Origin of the sequence: Methanogenium marinum (assembly GCF_028912405.1) — an archaeon.
Classification (GTDB): Archaea; Halobacteriota; Methanomicrobia; order Methanomicrobiales; family Methanomicrobiaceae; genus Methanogenium; species Methanogenium marinum.
The window spans coordinates 666,030-687,312 of record NZ_JAKELO010000002.1 but is presented as its reverse complement, the minus strand read 5'-3'; the positions used below and the strand labels follow the sequence as shown (position 1 = coordinate 687,312).

The 21,283-nt window shown below is 49.3% G+C and carries 6 protein-coding genes; all 6 read left to right on the top strand.

All coding sequences use genetic code 11. From position 1 onward, the window contains the following. Positions 1-6 precede the first annotated feature (6 nt). The 6 genes from L0665_RS03695 (at position 7) to L0665_RS03670 (ending at position 21,089) form a co-directional block, all read left to right on the top strand. On the top strand, positions 7-10,173 hold the full coding sequence (locus L0665_RS03695) for a PEGA domain-containing protein (RefSeq protein WP_274924358.1): 10,167 nt from the start codon (positions 7-9) through the stop codon (positions 10,171-10,173). A gap of 166 nt (positions 10,174-10,339) precedes the next feature. Further along, positions 10,340-10,570 (top strand): type II toxin-antitoxin system HicB family antitoxin, encoded by a 231-nt coding sequence (locus tag L0665_RS03690; RefSeq protein ID WP_274924357.1) that lies wholly within the window; start codon positions 10,340-10,342, stop codon positions 10,568-10,570. 626 nt (positions 10,571-11,196) lie between these two features. Next, a complete protein-coding gene (locus tag L0665_RS03685) occupies positions 11,197-16,770 on the top strand; it encodes a PEGA domain-containing protein (protein WP_274924356.1) in 5,574 nt (1,857 codons plus the stop codon). A 427-nt stretch (positions 16,771-17,197) separates the two neighbouring features. Beyond that, positions 17,198-17,677: a hypothetical protein gene (locus L0665_RS03680; protein WP_274924355.1), complete on the top strand. Its 480-nt coding sequence runs from the start codon at positions 17,198-17,200 to the stop codon at positions 17,675-17,677. 402 nt (positions 17,678-18,079) lie between these two features. Next, positions 18,080-18,952, top strand: coding sequence for a cupin domain-containing protein (locus L0665_RS03675; protein WP_274924354.1), 873 nt, complete (start codon positions 18,080-18,082; stop codon positions 18,950-18,952). Between the two features lie 532 nt (positions 18,953-19,484). After that, entirely contained in the window at positions 19,485-21,089 is a 1,605-nt protein-coding gene (locus L0665_RS03670) for a hypothetical protein (protein WP_274924353.1), read from the top strand. Positions 21,090-21,283: the final 194 nt, after the last annotated feature.

The following is a 21,283-nucleotide window of genomic DNA, read 5'->3' as shown; positions in this document are numbered from 1 at the left end:
CAAAATATGGATAATAGTATAGTTAATAAAATAGTTTACGGGCGTGGTTTTTCGGGCCACGGTACCGCTAAGATTCTTTTTGCAGCAGTATTTGTTGCAATGGTTGTTTTGACTGGTGTTGCGAGTGCTGGTTCTTCTCTTTATAGCGGTGGTGCCGGTACATCCGATGATCCGTATCAGATAAGCAACAGCACTGATATTAAAGATCTGTCCACGGACTCCGCCAACTGGGACAAATATTTTATCGTGACGAATGATATCGATCTTGCCGGAGATAATCCCACAACAACGATTGGTAATTATAGTGTTCATTATTACTCTCAATATTTTTCTGGCACTTTTGACGGTCAGGGACATACGATACGCAATTTCAGGTTATCTCTTGAGGGTTATTATGTCGGTCTCTTTGGCTATGTCAATTCGGATGGAGAGATCCGTAATTTAAACGTTGAAACGGATGCCGATGGGATATCTGGCAAAAGTTATGTTGGTGTGGTTGTTGGTCGTAATGAGTATGGCTCCTTAACGAATTGTTCTGCAACAGGCAGCGCCACTGCCACTGCTAATAGTTATGTCGGCGGTCTTGTTGGTTATAATAATTATGGCACACTAACGAATTGTTCTGCAACAGGCAGCGCCACTGCCACTGCTAATAGTTATGCCGGTGGTCTTGTTGGTTGTAATAATTATGGCACACTAACGAATTGTTCTGCAACGGGCAATGCCACTGCTATGTATTATGCCGGCGGTCTTGTTGGTTATAATACTGGCTCCTTAGAGAATTGTTCTGCCACGGGCAGTGCCACTGCTACTGCTACGTATGCCGGCGGTCTTGTTGGTTATAATACTGGCTCCTTAGAGAATTGTTCTGCCACGGGCAGTGCCACTGCTCGTAGTGGTAATGTCGGCGGTCTTGTTGGTTTTAGTACTGGTTCCTTAACGAATTGTTCTGCCACGGGCAGTGCCACTGCTCGTAATGATTATGTCGGCGGTCTTGTTGGTTATAGTACTGGCTCCTTAACGAATTGTTCTGCAACGGGCGCTGCCGCTATCACTTTTACTGGTGATTATGCCGGCGGTCTTGTTGGTTATAATACTGGCTCCTTAACGAATTGTTGTGCAACGGGTGATGTAACTGCTATCGATTATAATGCCGGCGGTCTTGTTGGTTATAGTACTGGCTCCTTAACGAATTGTTCTGCCACGGGCAGTGCCACTGCTTGTGCTGTTGTCGGCGGTCTTGTTGGACGGAATCAACCTGGTGGCTCCTTAACGAATTGTTCTGCCACGGGCAATGTCACTGCTAGATTGGGTAATGCCGGCGGTCTTGTTGGTGGGAATTTTGGGGGCACCTTAACGAAATGTTCTGCCACGGGCAATGCCTATGCTGTTAATGGTGATTCTGCCGGCGGTCTTGCTGGTCATAATGATGGCACCATAATAGACTGTTCTGCAACGGGGAATGCCACTGCTGAAGATTATTATGTCGGCGGTCTTGTTGGTTATAATACTGGCCCTTTAACGAATTGTTCTGCAACAGGCACTGCCTATGTTGCTAATGGTAATTCTGCCGGCGGTCTTGTTGGTTTTAATTGGTATTCTGAAGCCAGAATAACGAATTGTTATGCAACAGGCAGTGCCACTGCTACTGGTGATTATGCCGGCGGTCTTGTTGGTTGGAATTATGGTAGCTACATAACGAATTGTTATGCAACGGGCGATGCCACTGCTACATTGGGTAGTGCCGGCGGTCTTGTTGGTAAAAATGAAGATAATAGTGATGTTGGCGGCTACATAACGGACTGTTATGCAACAGGTGATGCCGATGCTGGTTCTGGTGGTGCCGGCGGTCTTGTTGGTTATAATGCTGGCGGCTCCTTAGAGAATTGTTATGCAACGGGGAACGCCACTGCTACTGGTGATTGTGCCGGCGGTCTTGTTGGTAGGTCTTCTGGCTCCATAACGAATTGTTCTGCAACGGGCAATGCCGCCGCTACTGGTGATTGTGCCGGCGGTCTTGTTGGTAAGACTTCTGGCTCCTTAAATAATTGTTATGCAACAGGTACTGCCACTGCTACTGGTGATTATGCCGGCGGTCTTGTTGGTCATAGTGATGACGACTTCATAACGAATTGTTATGCAACAGGCACTGCCACTGCTAGTAATTATGCCGGCGGTCTTGCTGGTTATAATGATGGCCAAATAACGAATTGTTATGCAACAGGCAGTGCCACTGCTAGTAATTATGCCGGCGGTCTTGTTGGTTATAATGATGGCTACATAACGGATTGTTATGCAACGGGGGACGCCTCTGCTACTGGTTCTTATGCCGGCGGTCTTGTTGGTAAGAATGATTACCGTCTAATGAACTGTTATGCAACAGGCACTGCCACTGCTAGTAATTATGCCGGCGGTGTTGTTGGTAATATTGGTACTATGGGCATGCCAACGAACTGTTATCGCTACACTAATGGTGACAATTCGTACGGTACTCTGATCACTGATATTACGAAATTTAAGGACTATGATTTCTTAACCGGATCAGACTTAGATAATGGTCTAAAATGGGATACAGGAATAATCAGCATGGATGCTGACTCTTCAAAAACATGGAGAGTATCTGTGTATAATGCTCAATACCCGTTCTTCCAATGGCAATCGTTTGAAAATGGAACATTTGAGGTACACTCAAGCCCGGCAGGTGCGACAATCTACCTGAACGGAGAATCTACCGGAGAGAGTACAAATTATACCTTCCTAAGTCAACCTGTTGGTGATTATACTATCACTGTTGCCGAAAAAGGCTATCTCACCCCGGATGCGCAGACCGTCACCCTCACGAATGCCGGTCTGAGTGATCCCGTTACGTTTTCCCTGACACCCATTGTTCACCCGATGGTCTGGAGTGTCTCGCATATTGCAGGCTCCGGGAACTATACGGATGTGTCTGCCATTCCTGAAATCGGAGATGGTGATACCATCCAGATCTGGGGAACTGAGGGTCACACCTACGAAGGCGGGTTCACCATCGATGCGGCGGATGTAACGATAGAGCAGTGGGACGGATCACCCGTCCGGCCGCTCCTGACGAATACCTTACAGAATGCTCCGGCCATAAACATCGCCGCAGGCAATGTCACCCTGCAGGGACTCAACATATCGGAGAACACATATGCCGGTGCCGGTGCCGGGGTTCATGCAGAGGGTACTATAAGTACACATCTTCAGGGACTCACCATCACCGACTGTGTCTTTGCTGGAAATGAAGTGTCCAGTGCTGGTAGTGAAGATGCCGGTGGTGCGGTGTTTATCGCCTGGGTTGACAACTGCAGAATCACGGACACAACCTTTGAGAATAACATCGCAGGAGAACATGGTGGCGCGATGTATGCCTCCAAATCCGTGAATCTTCTCCTGACGGATTCAGTATGTAGGGACAACTCGGCATCATATCGCGGTGGTGGAGTGTATTTCCGTGAATGCCCGGCTCCTGTCCTGACCCGTATGACCTTTGAAAATAACACGGCAACTGATACCGATGATTCTGCGAAAGGTGGTGCGTTGTCAACCTATGATACAGACAATGTCGTTGTGACAGACTCGACATTTGCGAATAACACCGCGTATAATGGTGGGGGTTGCCTCTTCCAACTCTCAGATAATCTACAGATCTCCAATACGACCTATACCGGCAACACCGTATTGCATGAAGGTGGCGGGTGCTATCTTCTGGACTCCGATGATGTGGAATTTGTCAATATCACTGCAGGCACCAGCACCGGGGACGACTTCTCTGCAACTACCCTCTCCACCGGTGTCAGCTTCACAAATCTCACATTATGTGATGATGAGGTGAGCACATCTGTGACCTTCACCTTCGAGGGCGCCATGCAGATCGCGGGCACCCATGTCACACCCCCTGCCAACCCGGCGGGATATGAAAACATCAGCCACTTCGTGGATGTCACCGCACCGGGCTGGATGCTTTTGAATGTCAGCTATATCGATGCTGATGTTGCCGGGCTCAATGAATCGTCGCTTACCATGTGGAAAACCACTGGAGATGGATGGGGCGAAGTCGCCGGCACTAATGGGGTGAACACGGCAGAAAAGTATGTTTTTGCAAATCTGACCGGAATTGATGAGATGCATACCGTTGCCCCGTTTGCAAATGTGATGGGAGAACTCCGGATCACCTCCGCTCCGTCCGGTGGATGGATCTGGATTGACGGCGTGAACCGCTCGGTGCAGACGAATGCTTCTGTTTCGGGTATTTTCCCCGATGTCAATCACAATGTGACGGTGGTGCTTGATGACTATTATCCCGGAATCAATGAATCAGTGAATGTATCGCAGTGCGGGACAACTCCGGTCTTCTTCGACCTTGTTTACCAGACGGGTGATTTGCAGATCAACTCAACGCCTGCCGGAGCGACCATCTTCCTGAATGAGGTTGCAACAGGTAATTTCACGAACTTCACCTTTGACAATAAACCGATAGGTGAGTACAACGTGACGGTTGTGAAGCCTGGCTATGACACTAAGACTGCTACTGTCACTCTCACAAATGCGACGACTGGACTTGTTGACTTCACTCTCGTGCAGCAGGTCGGTATATTACAGGTGAATTCCACTCCGACGAACGCGAGCATCTACCTGAATGAGGTTGCAACGGGTGAATCTACGAACTTCACCTTCGACAACCAGCCGATAGGCGAATACAACGTTACTGTTGTGAAGCCTGGGTATGACACTAAGACTGCGACTGTCACCCTCACAAATGCGACCACCGAACTTGTTGACTTCACTCTCGTGCAGCAGGTCGGTATATTACAGGTGAATTCCACTCCGACGAATGCAAGCATCTACCTGAATGAAGTTGCGACTGGTAATTTCACGAACTTCACCTTTGCCAATAAGCCGATAGGTGAGTACAACGTTACTGTTGTGAAGCCTGGGTATGACACTCAGACTGAGACTGTCACCCTTACGAATGCCACGACAAAACAGGTTGATTTCACTCTTGAGCAGCAGGTCGGTATATTACAGGTGAATTCCACTCCGACGAATGCAAGCATCTACCTGAATGAGGTTGCAACGGGCGAATCTACGAATTTCACCTTTGACAATAAGCCGATAGGTGAGTACAACGTTACTGTTGTGAAGCCTGGCTATGGCACAAAGACTGAGACTGTCACCCTTACGAATGCCGTGACAAAACAGGTTGATTTCAGTCTTGTGCAGCAGACTGGTATATTACAGGTGAACTCGAATCCAACGAACGCGAGCATCTACCTGAATGAGGTTGCAACGGGTGAATGTACGAATTTCACCTTTGACAATAAGCCGATAGGTGAGTACAACGTTACTGTTGTGAAGCCTGACTATGGCACAAAGACTGAGACTGTCACCCTTACGAATGCCGTGACAAAACAGGTTGATTTCAGTCTTGTGCAGCAGACTGGTATATTACAGGTGAACTCGAATCCAACGAACGCGAGCATCTACCTGAACGAGGTTGCAACGGGTGAATCTACGAACTTCACCTTCGACAACCAGTCAGTTGGCGATTACAACGTGACGGTGGTGAAGTCTGGCTACGGCACAAAGACTGAGACTGTCACCCTTACGAATGCCACGACAAAACAGGTTGATTTCACTCTTGAGCAGCAGGTCGGTATATTACAGGTGAATTCCACTCCGACGAATGCAAGCATCTACCTGAATGAGGTTGCAACGGGCGAATCTACGAACTTCACCTTTGACAACCAGCCTGTTGGCGAGTACAACGTGACGGTGGTGAAGTCTGGCTACGGCACAATGACTGAGACTGTCACCCTTACGAATGCCGTGACAAAACAGGTTGATTTCAGTCTTGAGCAGCAGACCGGTATATTACAGGTCAATTCAACACCTGCAGATGCCACCATCTACCTGAATGGGGTTGCAACGGGTGAATCTACGAACTTCACCTTTGACAACCAGCCTGTTGGCGAGTACAACGTGACGGTGGTGAAGTCTGGCTACGGCACAATGACTGAGACTGTCACCCTTACGAATGCCGTGACAAAACAGGTTGATTTCAGTCTTGAGCAGCAGACCGGTATATTACAGGTCAATTCAACACCTGCAGATGCCACCATCTACCTGAATGGGGTTGCAACGGGTGAATCTACGAACTTCACTTTTGACAACCAGCCTGTTGGCGAGTACAACGTGACGGTGGTGAAGTCTGGCTACGGCACAATGACTGAGACTGTCACCCTTACGAATGCCACGACAAAACAGGTTGATTTCAGTCTTGAGCAGCAGACCGGTATATTACAGGTGAATTCAACACCTGCAGATGCCACCATCTACCTGAACGGCATTTCGAGTGGTTTCACGAATACAACCCTGAACGATCTTGCCACCGGGACCTACAATGTTACCGTTGTCCTTGAGGGCTACGAGACTGCTATCAATGATTCGGTCACAGTCACAAACGCTGTGACAACTCCCGTCTTCTTCGACCTTGTTCACCAGACGGGTGGCCTGAAGGTCAATTCAACACCTGCAGATGCCAGCATCTGGCTTGATGGCGAAAACACCGGAAAGTTCACCAACACAACCCTTACCAATATACCCACCGGAACGCACGATATCACCGTGGAAAAATCCGGGTATCTTACTCCGGCCAACAAAAGTGTAATGGTGGAGAAAGGGGAGACTGCGGAGATTTCATTCGTGTTTGGGCATGAAAGCGGCAGTATTCAGGTTACGAGCACTCCCGCAGATGCCACCATCTGGCTTGACGGGGAGAATACCGGAGAGTTCACAAACACCACACTGGGGAATGTCCCCATCGGAATACACACTATAACAGTGGAGAAAACAGGATTTCTTACTCCTGTCACCAGAAGCATAACGGTGGAAAAAGACGAAGTCACCGATGTCTCCTTCACCCTGACACAACAGGCAGGAAGTATCAGTGTCACCTCATCACCGGAAGAGGCCTGGATCTGGCTTGACGGCGGAAATACCACTGTCCTGACAAACACCACTCTCCCCACAATTCCCGTCGGCAGTCATGACATCCGGTTGGTAAAATCGCTGTATTATAACACCACCATCCAGAGTGTCATCGTGTCAGAAAATCAGACGGCAGATGTCTCCTTCACTCTGACTCCCGTTGGTTCAGAACCGGTTGCGTCATTCACTGCCACACCGCTCTCGGGCGATGCACCGCTTCAGGTAACCTTCACTGACACCTCTACCGGCAGTCCGGATGTCTGGAACTGGTCGTTTGGTGACGGAAACTATTCAGAAGTACAGAATCCCGTGCACACATACACCAACGAAGGTGCATATGATGTCAGCCTGACAACCGGCAACGCATATGGCACCGGCTCCGTGACAACGAAAGATTATATCGTCGTCAGTGGCACACCCGCAATCCGGCTCAGTGCCCCATCCGGCAGAATCCCTGCTAATGATACTGCAGAATTCCCGATAACTGCCGATGGTCTTGATGGTATTACCGAACTGAGCTTTACCATCGCATATGACCCGGCGTTCATTACCGTTGAGGATATCGCACCGGCATCTCTCACCGTGAGTGCAGATTTCACAAAGACTATTGACAACGCAAACGGTCTTGTCACCATTGGTATCACTGATGACATAGGCATCACCGCTGATTCTGCCTCTCCGGTGGCAGACATCACCTTCCGGGCAACGGAGAGCATTTCAGGACTTAGGGAAACTGCGAAACTGACCATCACGGACGCACATGCAGAAAATGCAGGTATTGAATGCCCGGTCGTCCGCAATGACGGTGCCATCGATGTCGAAGCCCGCACCGTGATTGGGGCACCCAATGGCACCCTGCCTGTTGAATCCTCCAAATACCTGACTGTCAGTGCATCCGCCCTCAATGACGTGAAAAACCTCTCCTTCATCATGGAGTTTAACCGGACGGTTATGTCAGTGACTGATGTCCGGGCAAATGGCACCATCTCCGGATTATTGGTTGACTCCGTTATCAAAAATGAAAATGGCTGGCTCAAAGTCAGTGCAACAGCCCCGGACACGATAACCGGAATTGAATCCATCCCGCTCGTTGACATCAACGTGCATTCCAACGGACTGCCCGGTGAATATGAGATCCGGTTGGTAAACCCCTGCTGGACACGGGACAACGCAACCTATCGTTTCGATGATCTGAAACCCGGATATATATCCATCACACCGGTTCATGCTTCCCTCACGGATGATCAACCGGTCACCGTTGCGAACATGACCTTCGACGATGACACGCAGGAAGTGTCTATCAATCTCGCAGAAAATCAGAATGCCACCATCACCGGTGACAACACGACCATTATCGTCCGGAACCCTGGCATTGATATCACCATCCAGACCGGAGGACTGCAGAATGTATCCTCTGAATGGACCGGTGAATGCACCGGTGCAGAGATTGGAAACATCTCCGGCTCCGCTGACCTTGGTGGTGATGTGGGTAATGTTTCCACTGGTATCAGTGCCGATATATCCGGGGGGCTCTCTGCCCTGATGAATCCGGATACCGGTCTTGACGTCACCATCACCCGTGGTGCGGTGAATGAGACCATGGGCCGGGCCTTCCAGCTTGGTGTTCTGGACCAGATGGGTGCAGAACTCGAAGAAGTGGCCTACACCATGGAGATCAATAAATCCGCGTTCGGCGGCATCACGGTCACCGATGCGGTCATTGTGATGAGTGCACCAGAATTGTATGTGAATGCCTGGGGCGGTGCGGACGATTTCACGATTATGAGCATGGCTCACGACGGCAGCGTCACGATGCTTGAAACGACCTACACCTATGCAGATGGGGTATACACCTTTACGGCCCTCTCGCCGGACGGTTTCTCATTCAAGGCACTGGTTTCATTCAGCGTGAATGAAGCACCTCTGGCTACATTCTCTGCTGTCCCGGTAGCAGGCATGGCCCCGCTCCCGGTGCAGTTCTACGATTATTCCAGTGGTCGCCCTGATTCATGGGCCTGGGACTTTGGTGACGGAGAGACATCAACAGAGCAGAATCCGGTACATACCTACACCACAACTGGTGTGTATGACGTTGCCCTGACGGTTACGAATGTGGTGGGTGAGGATACCACAGAAGAGGTAGGATACATCACTACCACCAACCCGATGGCCGTCGACTTCACGGCAACACCGGTCACGGGATACGCACCGTTTGCGGTCACGTTCACTGACGAGACCACCGAGAGTCCGTCCGCATGGCTCTGGGAATTCGGCGATGGAGAGACGTCTGTCGAGCAGAACCCGGTGCACACCTATCAGAGTGTGGGAGTATACACCGTCTCCCTCACAGCGACGAATGCGTATGGCAGCAAAACTGCGGAGAAAGAGCGCTTTGTCACTGTTTCTTATCCGGATGATGGCGGAGACAGTGATGATTCTACACCGTTTGTTGCACCAAAGCCTACACCAACACCAACACCAACACCAACACCGGTTCCGACAACGAGCATACCTACCCCGGAGTCGACGGTGACAACACCATCGACACCGGCAGTGGCAAACCCCAATGAGTTTATTGGAACAGCCCTGCTTCCGGTGGGTCCTGACGGTGCAACACAAAGGCCAGTGACAATCCGGGCGGATGACACCTCCGGATACCTTACCATCGATGCCGGTGTCACCGCACGGGATGCCTCAGGCATTCTGCAGGAAAACATCAGCATTGTTGCAGTGCCGGTCACAGCAATCCCGTCGCCCGGAACCATCGGGCTAATTGAACACTCACGGGCATTGTATGCCTACTCCTGCACGCCTGAGGGAGTGTCCTTCACCCCGGCAATAACCCTGACATTTACTCTTTCCGAGGAGGAGTGGGATGTTTATGGAGATGAAGCACAGGCTGCATGGTTCAACACCACGTCCGGTGAGTGGGAGGTTATTGCAGGTGTGGCGGATGCAGATGCGAGGACAATTACGATTCAGATCAGTCACTTCAGCACCTATGCACTCTTTGCAGAAGTAGTGCCGGAAGTGCCTCTGCCTGATATGACCGGAATACCTGCCGGGTCATCAGGCGGTTCCTCCCTCTGGCTCTGGGGTCTCCTTCTTGTCGCACTTGTTGCGGTAGGTGGTCTCCTCATCAGTAGGAGACAGAACAAATAGGGACGAATAAACTCCCGATGTGATACCATCGGGTTCATTCCCTCTTTTTTTGAAGTGTCCTTTTTTTATGAACATAAGTATGTGCTGCTCTTCTGCATGCGAACTGTCCCACAGACTGCCTCTCTTACCCGTACCTTAACGTGTTCATACGGGGAGAAACAATTCAATGAGATTACGTGTCATTCTGGAACCAAGTGTTGAAGGTGGGTATACCGTTGTTGTACCAGCACTTCCTGGCTGCATCAGTGAGGGGGATACGCGTGAAGAAGCCTTAGAAAATATCAGGGAAGCTATTGCGCTCTATCTGGAACCAATCGAAGATGATGGGATTTTCAGTGATGCGTCCGAGCAGGTTGAGAAATTGCGGTATGACAAAAATTCCCGGCATCAATTTTGATACACTAATCACTGCACTTCAAAGGGATGGCTCCCCTTCCCCACCAATCCCATTAATACATCCTCTTAATAGAATTCTGTTCTGGAAGAGACAACCGGTTCCCTGGCCACACATCGCAGAACCGGTCCATTTATATAGGTTTCCGGGTGGATTGGAATTGATTTCCATCCAAATTATTCACCGCCTGTTTATCCCTGAAACCTCCGTCCCTGACCCTTTTCACAGAGATGCTCATTCATTTTTTTGAGCATACTGATTGCCTGTTTTCGTTTTTTATTTCTGAATAATGGAGATATTGGTGAAATATCGTTCATTGAATGGATTATCCGGGGAGAGTGGTGTGTTAATAGATATAACGGTAATTTTGTAACAGGTATTATTATGGGATCGAAAAAGTATTATATGCTTAATGATTATGAGCCTGCCATTCAATGAGTATCATTTATCGTTACAACTGCTCCATCAGAAAAAGTGCTCTCTCTTTATTCTGTTGATTGCAGTATCCAATTATTTTTCAGTGGTGCGGCAGTTCCTGTCCCGGCCACCACTGAATATGGTGTCTTCGATAGCAGGCTTTCTTTTTGGTGATCATTTTTTGGTATCCTGTATTGGGTGTGTGAACAAAAATGCAGAATTTTGATGAGAGTATCGTTCATAAAATAGTTTACGGACATGGTTTTTCGGGCCACGGTACCGCTAAGATTCTTTTTGCAGCAGTATTTGTTGCAATGGTTGTTTTGATTGGTGTTGCGAGTGCTGGGACTTCTTTTTATAGCGGTGGTAACGGCACACCCGGTGATCCGTATCAGATACATACCAGCTCTGATATCAGATATCTGTCCACTCACTCCGGCAACTGGAGCGAATCTTTTATCGTGACGGATGATATCGATCTTGATTCTGGGGGGAGTCCCACAGCAACGATTGGTAATTTCAGTATCACGTTCGCCGGCACTTTTGACGGTAAGGGGTATACGATACGCAATTTCAACTTATCTATAGCTGGTGATTATGTAGGTCTCTTTGGCATTGTCGGTAAGGGTGGAAATATCCGTAATTTAAACGTTGAAACGGATGCCAATGGGGTACATGGGCAAAGCAGAGTTGGTGTGATTGTTGGTTGGAATTTAGGCTCCTTAACGAATTGTTCTGCAACAGGGAATGTAACTGCTACTGGTACAATGGCTGGCGGTCTTGCTGGTCTTAATTATGATACTTTAACGAATTGTTATGCAACGGGCAATGTAACTGCTGCTGGTGATAATGCCGGCGGTCTTGTTGGTTCTAATGATGGTGGCTCTGTAACGAACTGTTCTGCAACGGGTGATGTAACTGCTACCGGTTCTGCTGTCGGCGGTCTTGCTGGTAGTAATTCTGGTTCTTTAACGAATTGTTATGCAACGGGTGATGTAACTACTACCGGTTCTGCTGCCGGCGGTCTTGCTGGTGACAATGGTGGTTCCATAATGGACTGTTATGCAACGGGCAGTGCCACTGCTGCTGATGATTCTGCCGGTGGTCTTGTTGGTTGGAATTCTGGCTCCGTAACGAACTGTTATGCAACGGGCAGTGCCACTGCTGGTGGTTTTGCCGGCGGTCTTGTTGGTCATGATGGTGGTTCCATTACGAACTGTTATGCAACGGGCAGTGCCACTGCTGCTGATTTTGCCGGCGGTCTTGTTGGTCATGATGGTGGTTCCATAACGAACTGTTACCGTTACACTGGTGGAGATATTGATTCTGGTATTCTGATCACTGATATTACAAAATTTAAGGACATTCGTTTTTTAACCGGAACTGACTCAAATAACGGTCTTAGCTGGGACACAGGAGATATCAGCACGGATGCTGACTCTTCAAAAATATGGAGAGTATCTGAATATAACGTTCAGTACCCGATCTTCCAGTGGCAGTCGTTTGAAAACGGAACACTTCTGGTAGAATCAAGCCCGGAAGGTGCGACCATCTCATTTAATGGATTCTCGACCGGAGAGGTAACAAACCATCCTTTCACGGGTGAATCTGTCGGGGTCTACAATGTCACGGTTGTGAAAGAGGGGTATGATTCCGCGAGCCGGACTGTCACCCTGACCAAAGATAAGACCGAAGATGTGAGTTTCACGCTGGTTCAGCATGTTGGAACATTACATATAAATTCCACTCCGTCGGGAGCGAGTGTCTATCTTAACGGGACTGGCACGGGTGCATTCACGAATGCCACCCTCTCCGGCCAACCTGTCGGCGTCTACAATGTGACGGTTCTGAAAGATGGGTATGATTCCGCGAGCCGGATTGTCACCCTTACCAAAGATGATACCGAAGATGTGAATTTCACGCTGGTTCAGCAGTTTGGAACATTACAGATTAATTCCACTCCGTCGGGAGCGAGTGTTTATCTGAATGGCACTGACACCAGTAAACTCACAAATGTCACCCTCACGGGCAAACCTGTTGGAACTTACAATGTGACAGTTACACTGGTTGGCTACGATTCTGCCAGCCGGACAGTCACCCTCACAAAAGACGAAACCGAAGATGTGAGTTTCCTCCTTGAACACCAGGTGGGAACCCTCAATGTGAACTCAGTTCCTGAAGGAGCAAGCGTTTACCTGAATGGCACTGATACCGGTTCCCTCACGAATTTCACCTTCGATGACAAACCCGTTGGAACTTACAATGTGACAGTTACACTGGCTGGCTACGATTCTGCCAGCCGGACAGTCATCCTCACAAAAGACGAAACCGAAGATGTGAGTTTCCTCCTTGAACACCAGGTGGGAACCCTCAATGTGAACTCAGTTCCTGAAGGAGCAAGCGTTTACCTGAATGGCACTGATACCGGTTCCCTCACGAATTTCACCTTCGATGACAAACCTGTTGGAACTTACAATGTGACAGTTGCACTGGCTGGCTACGATTCTGCGAGCCGGACAGTCATCCTCACAAAAGACGAAACCGAAGATGTAAGTTTCCTCCTTGAACAGCAGTTTGGAACACTCAATGTGAATTCATTTCCTGAAGGAGCAAGCGTTTACCTGAATGGCACTGACACCAGTAAACTGACAAACGTCACCTTCGATGACAAACCTGTTGGAACTTACAATGTGACAGTTGCACTGGCTGGCTACGATTCTGCGAGCCGGACAGTCACCTTGTCCAAAGACGAAACCGAAGATGTAAGTTTCCTCCTTGAACACCAGGTGGGAACTATCAATGTGAACTCAGTTCCTGAAGGAGCAAACGTTTACCTGAATGGCACTGACACCGGTTCCCTCACGAATGTCACCTTCGATGACAAACCTGTTGGAACTTACAATGTGACAGTTGCACTGGCTGGCTACGATTCCGCGAGCCGGACTGTCACCCTTACCAAAGATGAAACAGAAGATGTGAGTTTCACACTGGTTTGTGAGGTTGGAACATTACAGATAAATTCCACTCCGTCGGGAGCGAGTGTCTATCTTAACGGGAATGCCACTGGTGCATTCACGAACGTGACTCTTTCCGGCAAACCTGTCGGGGTCTACAATGTGACGGTTGTGAAAGATGGTTACGATTCTGCGAGCCGGACTGTCACCCTTACCAAAGATGAAACAGAAGTTGTGAGTTTCACGCTGGTTCAGCAGGTTGGAACATTACAGATAAATTCCACTCCTTCGGGAGCGAGTGTGTATCTGAATGGGACTGCAACTGGTGACCTCACGAACGTGACTCTTTCCGGCAAACCTGTCGGTGTTTACAATGTCACGGTTCTGAAATACGGGTATGATTCCGCGAGCCGGATTGTCACCCTTACCAAAGATAATACCGAAGATGTGAATTTCACGCTGGTTCGTGAGGTTGGGACATTACAGATTAATTCCACTCCGTCGGGAGCGAGTGTCTATCTTAACGGAGTCTCAACCGGAGATGTAACAAACCACACCTTCACGGGTGAATCTGTCGGTGACTATAATGTTACCGTTGAACTGGCAGGATATGATTCTCTCTCTAAAGATGTTACCCTGGCAGACGGCGAAACGAAAACTGTTGGGTTTATCTTTTCAGAGTCTAGCGGTGGCGATGGTGATGGCACATCAGGAAACCCGTATCAGATACATAACAGCTCTGATATCAGATATCTGTCCACTCACTCCGGCGACTGGGACAAACATTTTATCGTGACGAATGATATCGATCTTGCCGAAGGTGGCAGTCCCACAGTAACGATTGGTAATCTTAGTAATACGTTCACCGGCACTTTTGACGGTCAGGGGTATACGATACGCAATTTCGAATTATCCGTAGGTTCAGGAGAAGTCGGTCTCTTTGGCGTTGTCGGTTCGGGTGGAAATATCCGTAATTTAAACGTTGAAACGGATGCCAATGGGGTACATGGGGATGCCAATGTTGGTGTGATTGTTGGTGAGAATAGGGGCTCTTTAACGAACTGTTATGCAACAGGGAATGTAACTGCTGTTGATTATGCCGGCGGTCTTGTTGGTCAGAATTCTGGTGGCACCATAACGAATTGTTATGCAACGGGGAACGCCACTGCTGGTAATAATGCCGGCGGTCTTGTTGGTTATAATAATGGCTCCATAACGAACTGTTATGCAACGGGCAGTGCGACTGCAGATAGGTATGCCGGCGGTCTTGTTGGTTATAATAATGGCTCCATAACGAACTGTTATGCAACGGGCAGTGCGACTGCAGATAGGTATGCCGGCGGTCTTGTTGGTCAGAATTATATGGGCACTATAACGAACTGTTATGCAACGGGCAGTGCGACTGCAGATAGGTATGCCGGCGGTCTTGTTGGTTATAATAATGGCTCCATAACGAACTGTTATGCAACGGGGAATGTAACTGCTGCTGTTAATCATGCCGGCGGTCTTTTTGGCTTAAATCGTGGTGGCACCATAACGAACTGTTACCGTTACACTGGTGGAAAGTATGGAAATCAGATCACTGATATTACAAAATTTAAGGACTATAGTTTTTTAACCGGACCAGAAGGTAACGGTCTTAGCTGGGACACGGAAATAATCAGCACGAATGCCAACTCTTCAAAAATATGGAAAGTATCTGAATATAATATTCAGTACCCGATCTTCCAGTGGTCGTTTGAAAACGGAACACTTCAAGTAGAATCAAACCCGGTAGGTGTGACCATCTACCTGAACGGAGTCTCAACCGGAGAGGTAACAAACCATGCCTTCACGGGTGAATCTGTTGGTGTCTACAATGTGACGGTTGTGAAAGATGGTTCTCATTCTGCGAGCCGGACTGTTACCCTGGCGAAAGACGAAGTCACCTATGTCTCCTTCTTATTATGTAATTCTATAGATGGCGGAGACAGTGATGATTCGGCACTGCCTTTGGCACCAAAGACGGCCATACCTATCCCGGAGTCGGTTGTGACACCACCATCGCCATTCGCAGTGGCAAATCCCAATGTGTTTAACGGAACCGCCCGGCTTCCGGTGGGTCCTGACGGTGTTGTTAATAGTACGGTGATAATTCGGGCGGGTGATAATCTGGCATACCTCACCATTGGTGCCGGTGTGGTGGCACGGGACGCCTCAGGCATTCCGCTTGAAAATGTCAGTATTGTCCTGGTTCCTGTCGGAATGATCCCGTCATTAGAATCCCCCGGGGGAAGTGGCCTTGGGGAAAGTGGATTTGCCGGGGGAAGTGGCCCTGAGGGAAGTGGGTTTGCCGGGGGAAGTGGCCCTGGGGGAAGTGGGTTTGCCGGGGGAAGTGGCCCTGGGGGAAGTGGGTTTGCCGGGGGAAGTGGCCCTGGGGAAAGTGGATTCGCCGGGGGAAGTGGGTCCCTGCTGGTGCTCCGTGCCGTCAACTGCACACCTGATGGATCGACCTTCACCCCGGCAATTAACCTGACATTCCCTCTTACCGAGGAGGAGTGGGATCTCTATGGAGATGGTGCACAGGCTGCATGTTTCAACATCACAAGCGGTAAGTGGGAGTTTCTCCCAGTAGCGCCGAATGCCAGCAGCCAAGAATTAACGATTCCGGCTGGTCACTTCAGCACCTATGCACTCTTTGCAGAAGCGGTGCCGGAAGTGGCTCTTCCGACAGATACCGCCGGAATACCTGTGGGGTCATCAGGCGGTTCTTCGCTCTGGCTCTGGGGTGTCCTTTGTGTCGCAGTTGTTGCGGTAGGTGGTCTCCTCATCAGCAGGAAACAGAACAAATAGGGATGAATAAACTCCCGATGTGATACCATCGGGTTCATTCCCTCTTTTTTTTAAAGTGTGCTTTTTTTATGAACGTGGGTATGTGCTGCTCTTTCCCCCCCACTCTTATCGCACCCATCCGGGTGGTATGGTCAGGAAAATGCCTGCATTCTAAAATTTCCCGAACACCCGCTTTTTTTCTTTGTTCTTATTCCCGAACCTTTCGTCAAGTGGCTCCCGTCGCAGAATAGTTTGTTCTTCCATTGCCCACAGCGGCCACAGAGTCAACTGCCAGATAACACCACCCGAAAATACCATGCAACCGTGTGGTTTATTCAAATAATCTCTGCCATTCTTCGCATTTATCCCTCAACCGGTGAACCGTATGAACAGAGGCCGGGACGATACATCCCTGCCTGAAATGGATATACGAAAAGGAGTTCCCGTTATGGAAAAAAGTAAAAAAATAATGGCTGTCATAGCAGGTCTTGCTGTGGTCTGCATAATCCTTACCTGTGGCTGCACCACACAGTCTGCAACGACTGAAAGTACAGGATCTTCTGGTGTACCCTCTCCCAGTGAGGAGATAACTTTTGACGCACCTGCTGAACCACCTGTTGAGAAACCTGATGACATACTCAATAACGCACCTGCTGAAATGCCCGCAGATGAAGCCGGAATCGGTGCCTCCCCGCAGGGCGGCATGCCGCCGGGGGATATGTCTGAGATGACCACGGAAGAGATTCTGGCACAGCTCGAAATGATGCAGGCGGACGGCATCGACACCACTGACGCCGAAACAGCCCTTGAAGACGGTGATCTGGATGCTGTCATGGCATTCATGGAAGCAAACCGACCTGCAGATGAAGGCATGCCTGCAGATGGAGGCCCGGGAGGCCAGATGGGTGGCGCCCCTCCCGGAATGTGAAAAATATCGAATGATTTTGTGAAACGAATCATATCCTCCTCCCCCTGTGTCAATACCTCCTTGGGTGACCGGGACCGTTTCCACCTAATCTCATTCAATAGATTGATTTCAGAATACCATTTTTACGATATTTGTTCCTGTGGCCACACACCACAGGACCTATGCTTTTGGATAAGATTTTTAGAATATGATTTTTAGAACATGATTTTGACATGGCAGGGCGGGAACTATTTTCCCAAAATATATCTGGTGCCTGCCATTTCCTCCGCCGCCGGGGCTCTTTTCCATCAGTTCATTAAGAAGGTAACCGCGTCTTGGTGAGCGGGATATTTCCTGATTTCTTCAGCGTAGAGGCCGGTGGCAAATAACTGAATTTATTTCCATTCCTGCAAATATATCTCAATGCACAGGTTTGTCAGTCTTATCCTGATATCCACACTCACCATCCTCTCTGCCGGATGTCTCACTGATAATCCATTCTCGGCAGCGGATGGAAATATATGTCTCTTAACACCGGGGGAAGGTTTTCCCATCTATGGTGGAGAGGGGGACTATTCCGTATTTGCCTGCGATGAAATGCCGGGGATCCCGGCAAACTACACCTTCGGTTCTGTTACTATCCTGCCGGGCAATGCAACATCCCCACACCGGTTGACGGGGAGTTCAGAGTTTGTCTGTGTGATTGGAGGGGAGGCAGAGATCAGGTGTGGCAATACAACGGTGACCGCCCGTGAAGGTGAGGTGGTGATTCTGCCGGACGGTGTGCTGCAGTCGATTGCTGCCATCGGCGATGCTGAACTCCGCTATATTGACGTGATTCAGCCGCCCTTTTCCGAAGTGAATCATGTGACAGGGGCTGACCTTGCAACAATTCCCGCACTCCCGGACGGTGTCCCGATTGTCATTCCGGACCCGAGGGGAGGAATCGAGTGGAATATCGGGTCTGACATGATGATTTATACCATCGCAAATCCTGTCTTAATGCCGAAGAAGAATATGCTGATAGACTACAGTGTTGCATACGCAGAACTCCTCCCGGGGGGTTCGGCGGATACCAACTGTCTCACAGGGGCATCTGAACTTATATACGTTATTGAAGGTGAGATTGCGGTGTTCTCGCCTGAGGGATATGTGATCCGTGTTCCCGCCGGACGTGCTGCATGGATTGCCCCCGATCAGGCGAAGGGATACCGGAATGTTGGAGAAGTGGATGCGACCATGCTGAGTTTTGTTGATCCGCCATGGACGCTGGATATGATAGTTGCGGTGGAATAAATCAGCTCTTATTTTCCTGAACTGTTTTTTTTCTATTTGCACCCATGGCCCTTTCCTGCGGCATGTGATAGGTCATTCATAAATAAGCAGGATTTATTTTGTCCCGTGGTATATACGGGAACAACAGATTTGGAATATCTGCGGGGTGATATTGTTTGAGGGAAAAATAGAGATTTATTGTGACTCTGAAAAAGGGAGGATTATCTCTTTCCCTTTGATCCTACAGTCTGTCCATCCTTGCTGCCGGTTTTGTCGGCACTGGACTGGTTACGGGATGCGCCCTTCTGGTTTTTGTCTGACTTCTTTGCCATCATTCACCTCCTTGCTGCTATACTAATATATGAAAAAGAGAATGATAAACCCCGTCAAAGGGTTAGGTGTTATAGGCATTGGTCGACGCGTTGAGTTGTTTTCTGTAGAGTTGACGCGTTGGGTAATGACAGATTTGGTCGATGCTTTCCGTGGTTATTATCCATTACATTGATGGCATCTGAACGGGTATTTTCATAGATACAGCAAGGACTACCAGACTATGGAACCGGAAGAGATGACGAGGCAGAAATGGGAGGTGTTGTGGTATTTTGTGGTGAACACAGGAGCATCCACAAACCCCCATTTGCAGAAGGGATGTGGTGTCAGATATCCGACAGGATCAGGGGAATGCCGCTTCTATTCGTATCCGTCCAGGATCCATGAAGATTTTGGAACGTCTTACATTTCGCATGAAAAGACGTCAATCTCAAAGGACTGGGCAGGGAAGATATGTGAAGATCTCTGTGCACTCGGGATACTTGGGTCTGAAATGATCAGGGCGCCGCGGCAGAGCGGAAAGACTCCCCATTACTATCTGTTGGAAGGGTATGAGCCGTACCTTCTGATTATGAAATATTTATTCCGGATGGTCAGGGATCCCGGGATGCAGCGGGTGCTGATGAACGCGTATGTCATTGAGCACACAGATGCAGGGCTGGTCAGATATATTCTCTCCCAAAAAGGGGTTGAGATTCAGCGGAGTATCCCGCTCTGTGACTGGGAGACATATGAAGCGCCGAAGGTCTTCGAACAGTATTTCCGCACAGAATGTCTGAATGACAGTGCTCCACCATGCACCTTTGCGGCATATATTTTTGAGCAGTCATCCTGTACCCCGATGGTATCACTCAGGCTCCCGGTGTTTCCGGATGGCCTCTCTGATGAAGAGCGGATGGCAGTGATTACATCTCGTAACCAACAGATGTTTGAGCGACATTCCTGGCTGAAGCGATACCGGAGTGGAATCCGCGAACATTATGGGCGGTTTGAGTATCAGCACTGGATTCTTCCCATTCTTGCCCTTATACGGGCATCACCTGCTGCCCTTGAAGATTTTCTCTTCGGTGACTGGGAACCGTATTCAGGTTCTCTGGCCTATCCGCTCTTCACCCTCATGTTTACGGCTGTCCGTGATCTTGCGCTGGTACGGGATGTGGAGCATGACCCGATGGTAGAGATGATCCGTTTCCACCCGGAACATGTGGTATCTCATGATGACGGGGGTCTGGCCCTCTTAGAGATTGATCTGGAGAACGGGTGGACAGTCTGCTATGATGGGGCGTTCACGACGGACCAGCGTCCTGTCGACATTAGTGACGGTGATGCTATACGGCCGGCTCTGGAGACAAATTATTCATTCCGGTCATGGGTGACGATCCCGGTGTCCGGGCCGGGGGAGGTCTTGTTTTCGCCGGAAGACCTGCCTATAGTGCTGCGTTTTCTCCGGTATCTGAGGGACACCCGGACACTGGCGGCCCGGGATATTCTGGAACGGCTTTCAAACCGGGTGCAGAACATCATTACCATCCCCGGTGATGGTGATGTTCCGGCTGATTCCCGGATTGGGCGGGCAATTCTCCGGGATCTAAACGAAATACTCCTTTCTGACGATCTCTATGCAAATGAGAACTTCCCTGATCTGCACCTGACGAAGGAGGGGGAGAGACTGGTTTGTCCGGTCTCCTCCTCTTCGTCCCGGGCGTTGATGGGTGATGCAAAGACAATCACATGGGCACATTTTAACCGGGAGATGCTTGAGCGGGTGTTTCCCGGCGTGATGCCGAAGAGGGAACGGCCGGAGGGGGAGATGCAGTATTTTGTATAATATCCCCGGTTATATTCCTCTGTTCTGGTTAACGTTGTTGGAAGAGATATATTGTATCTGAAATGCTGACTCTTCCGAATCAGAGGGGTCGGACCAATTCATTTTTGATGTAGATGCTTTTTGTCGATGGTTTCATTCCGTTCAATTCAATGGTCGGTTTTGCTATCAGAATTGGGGAAAAAGGTGTTGATGGT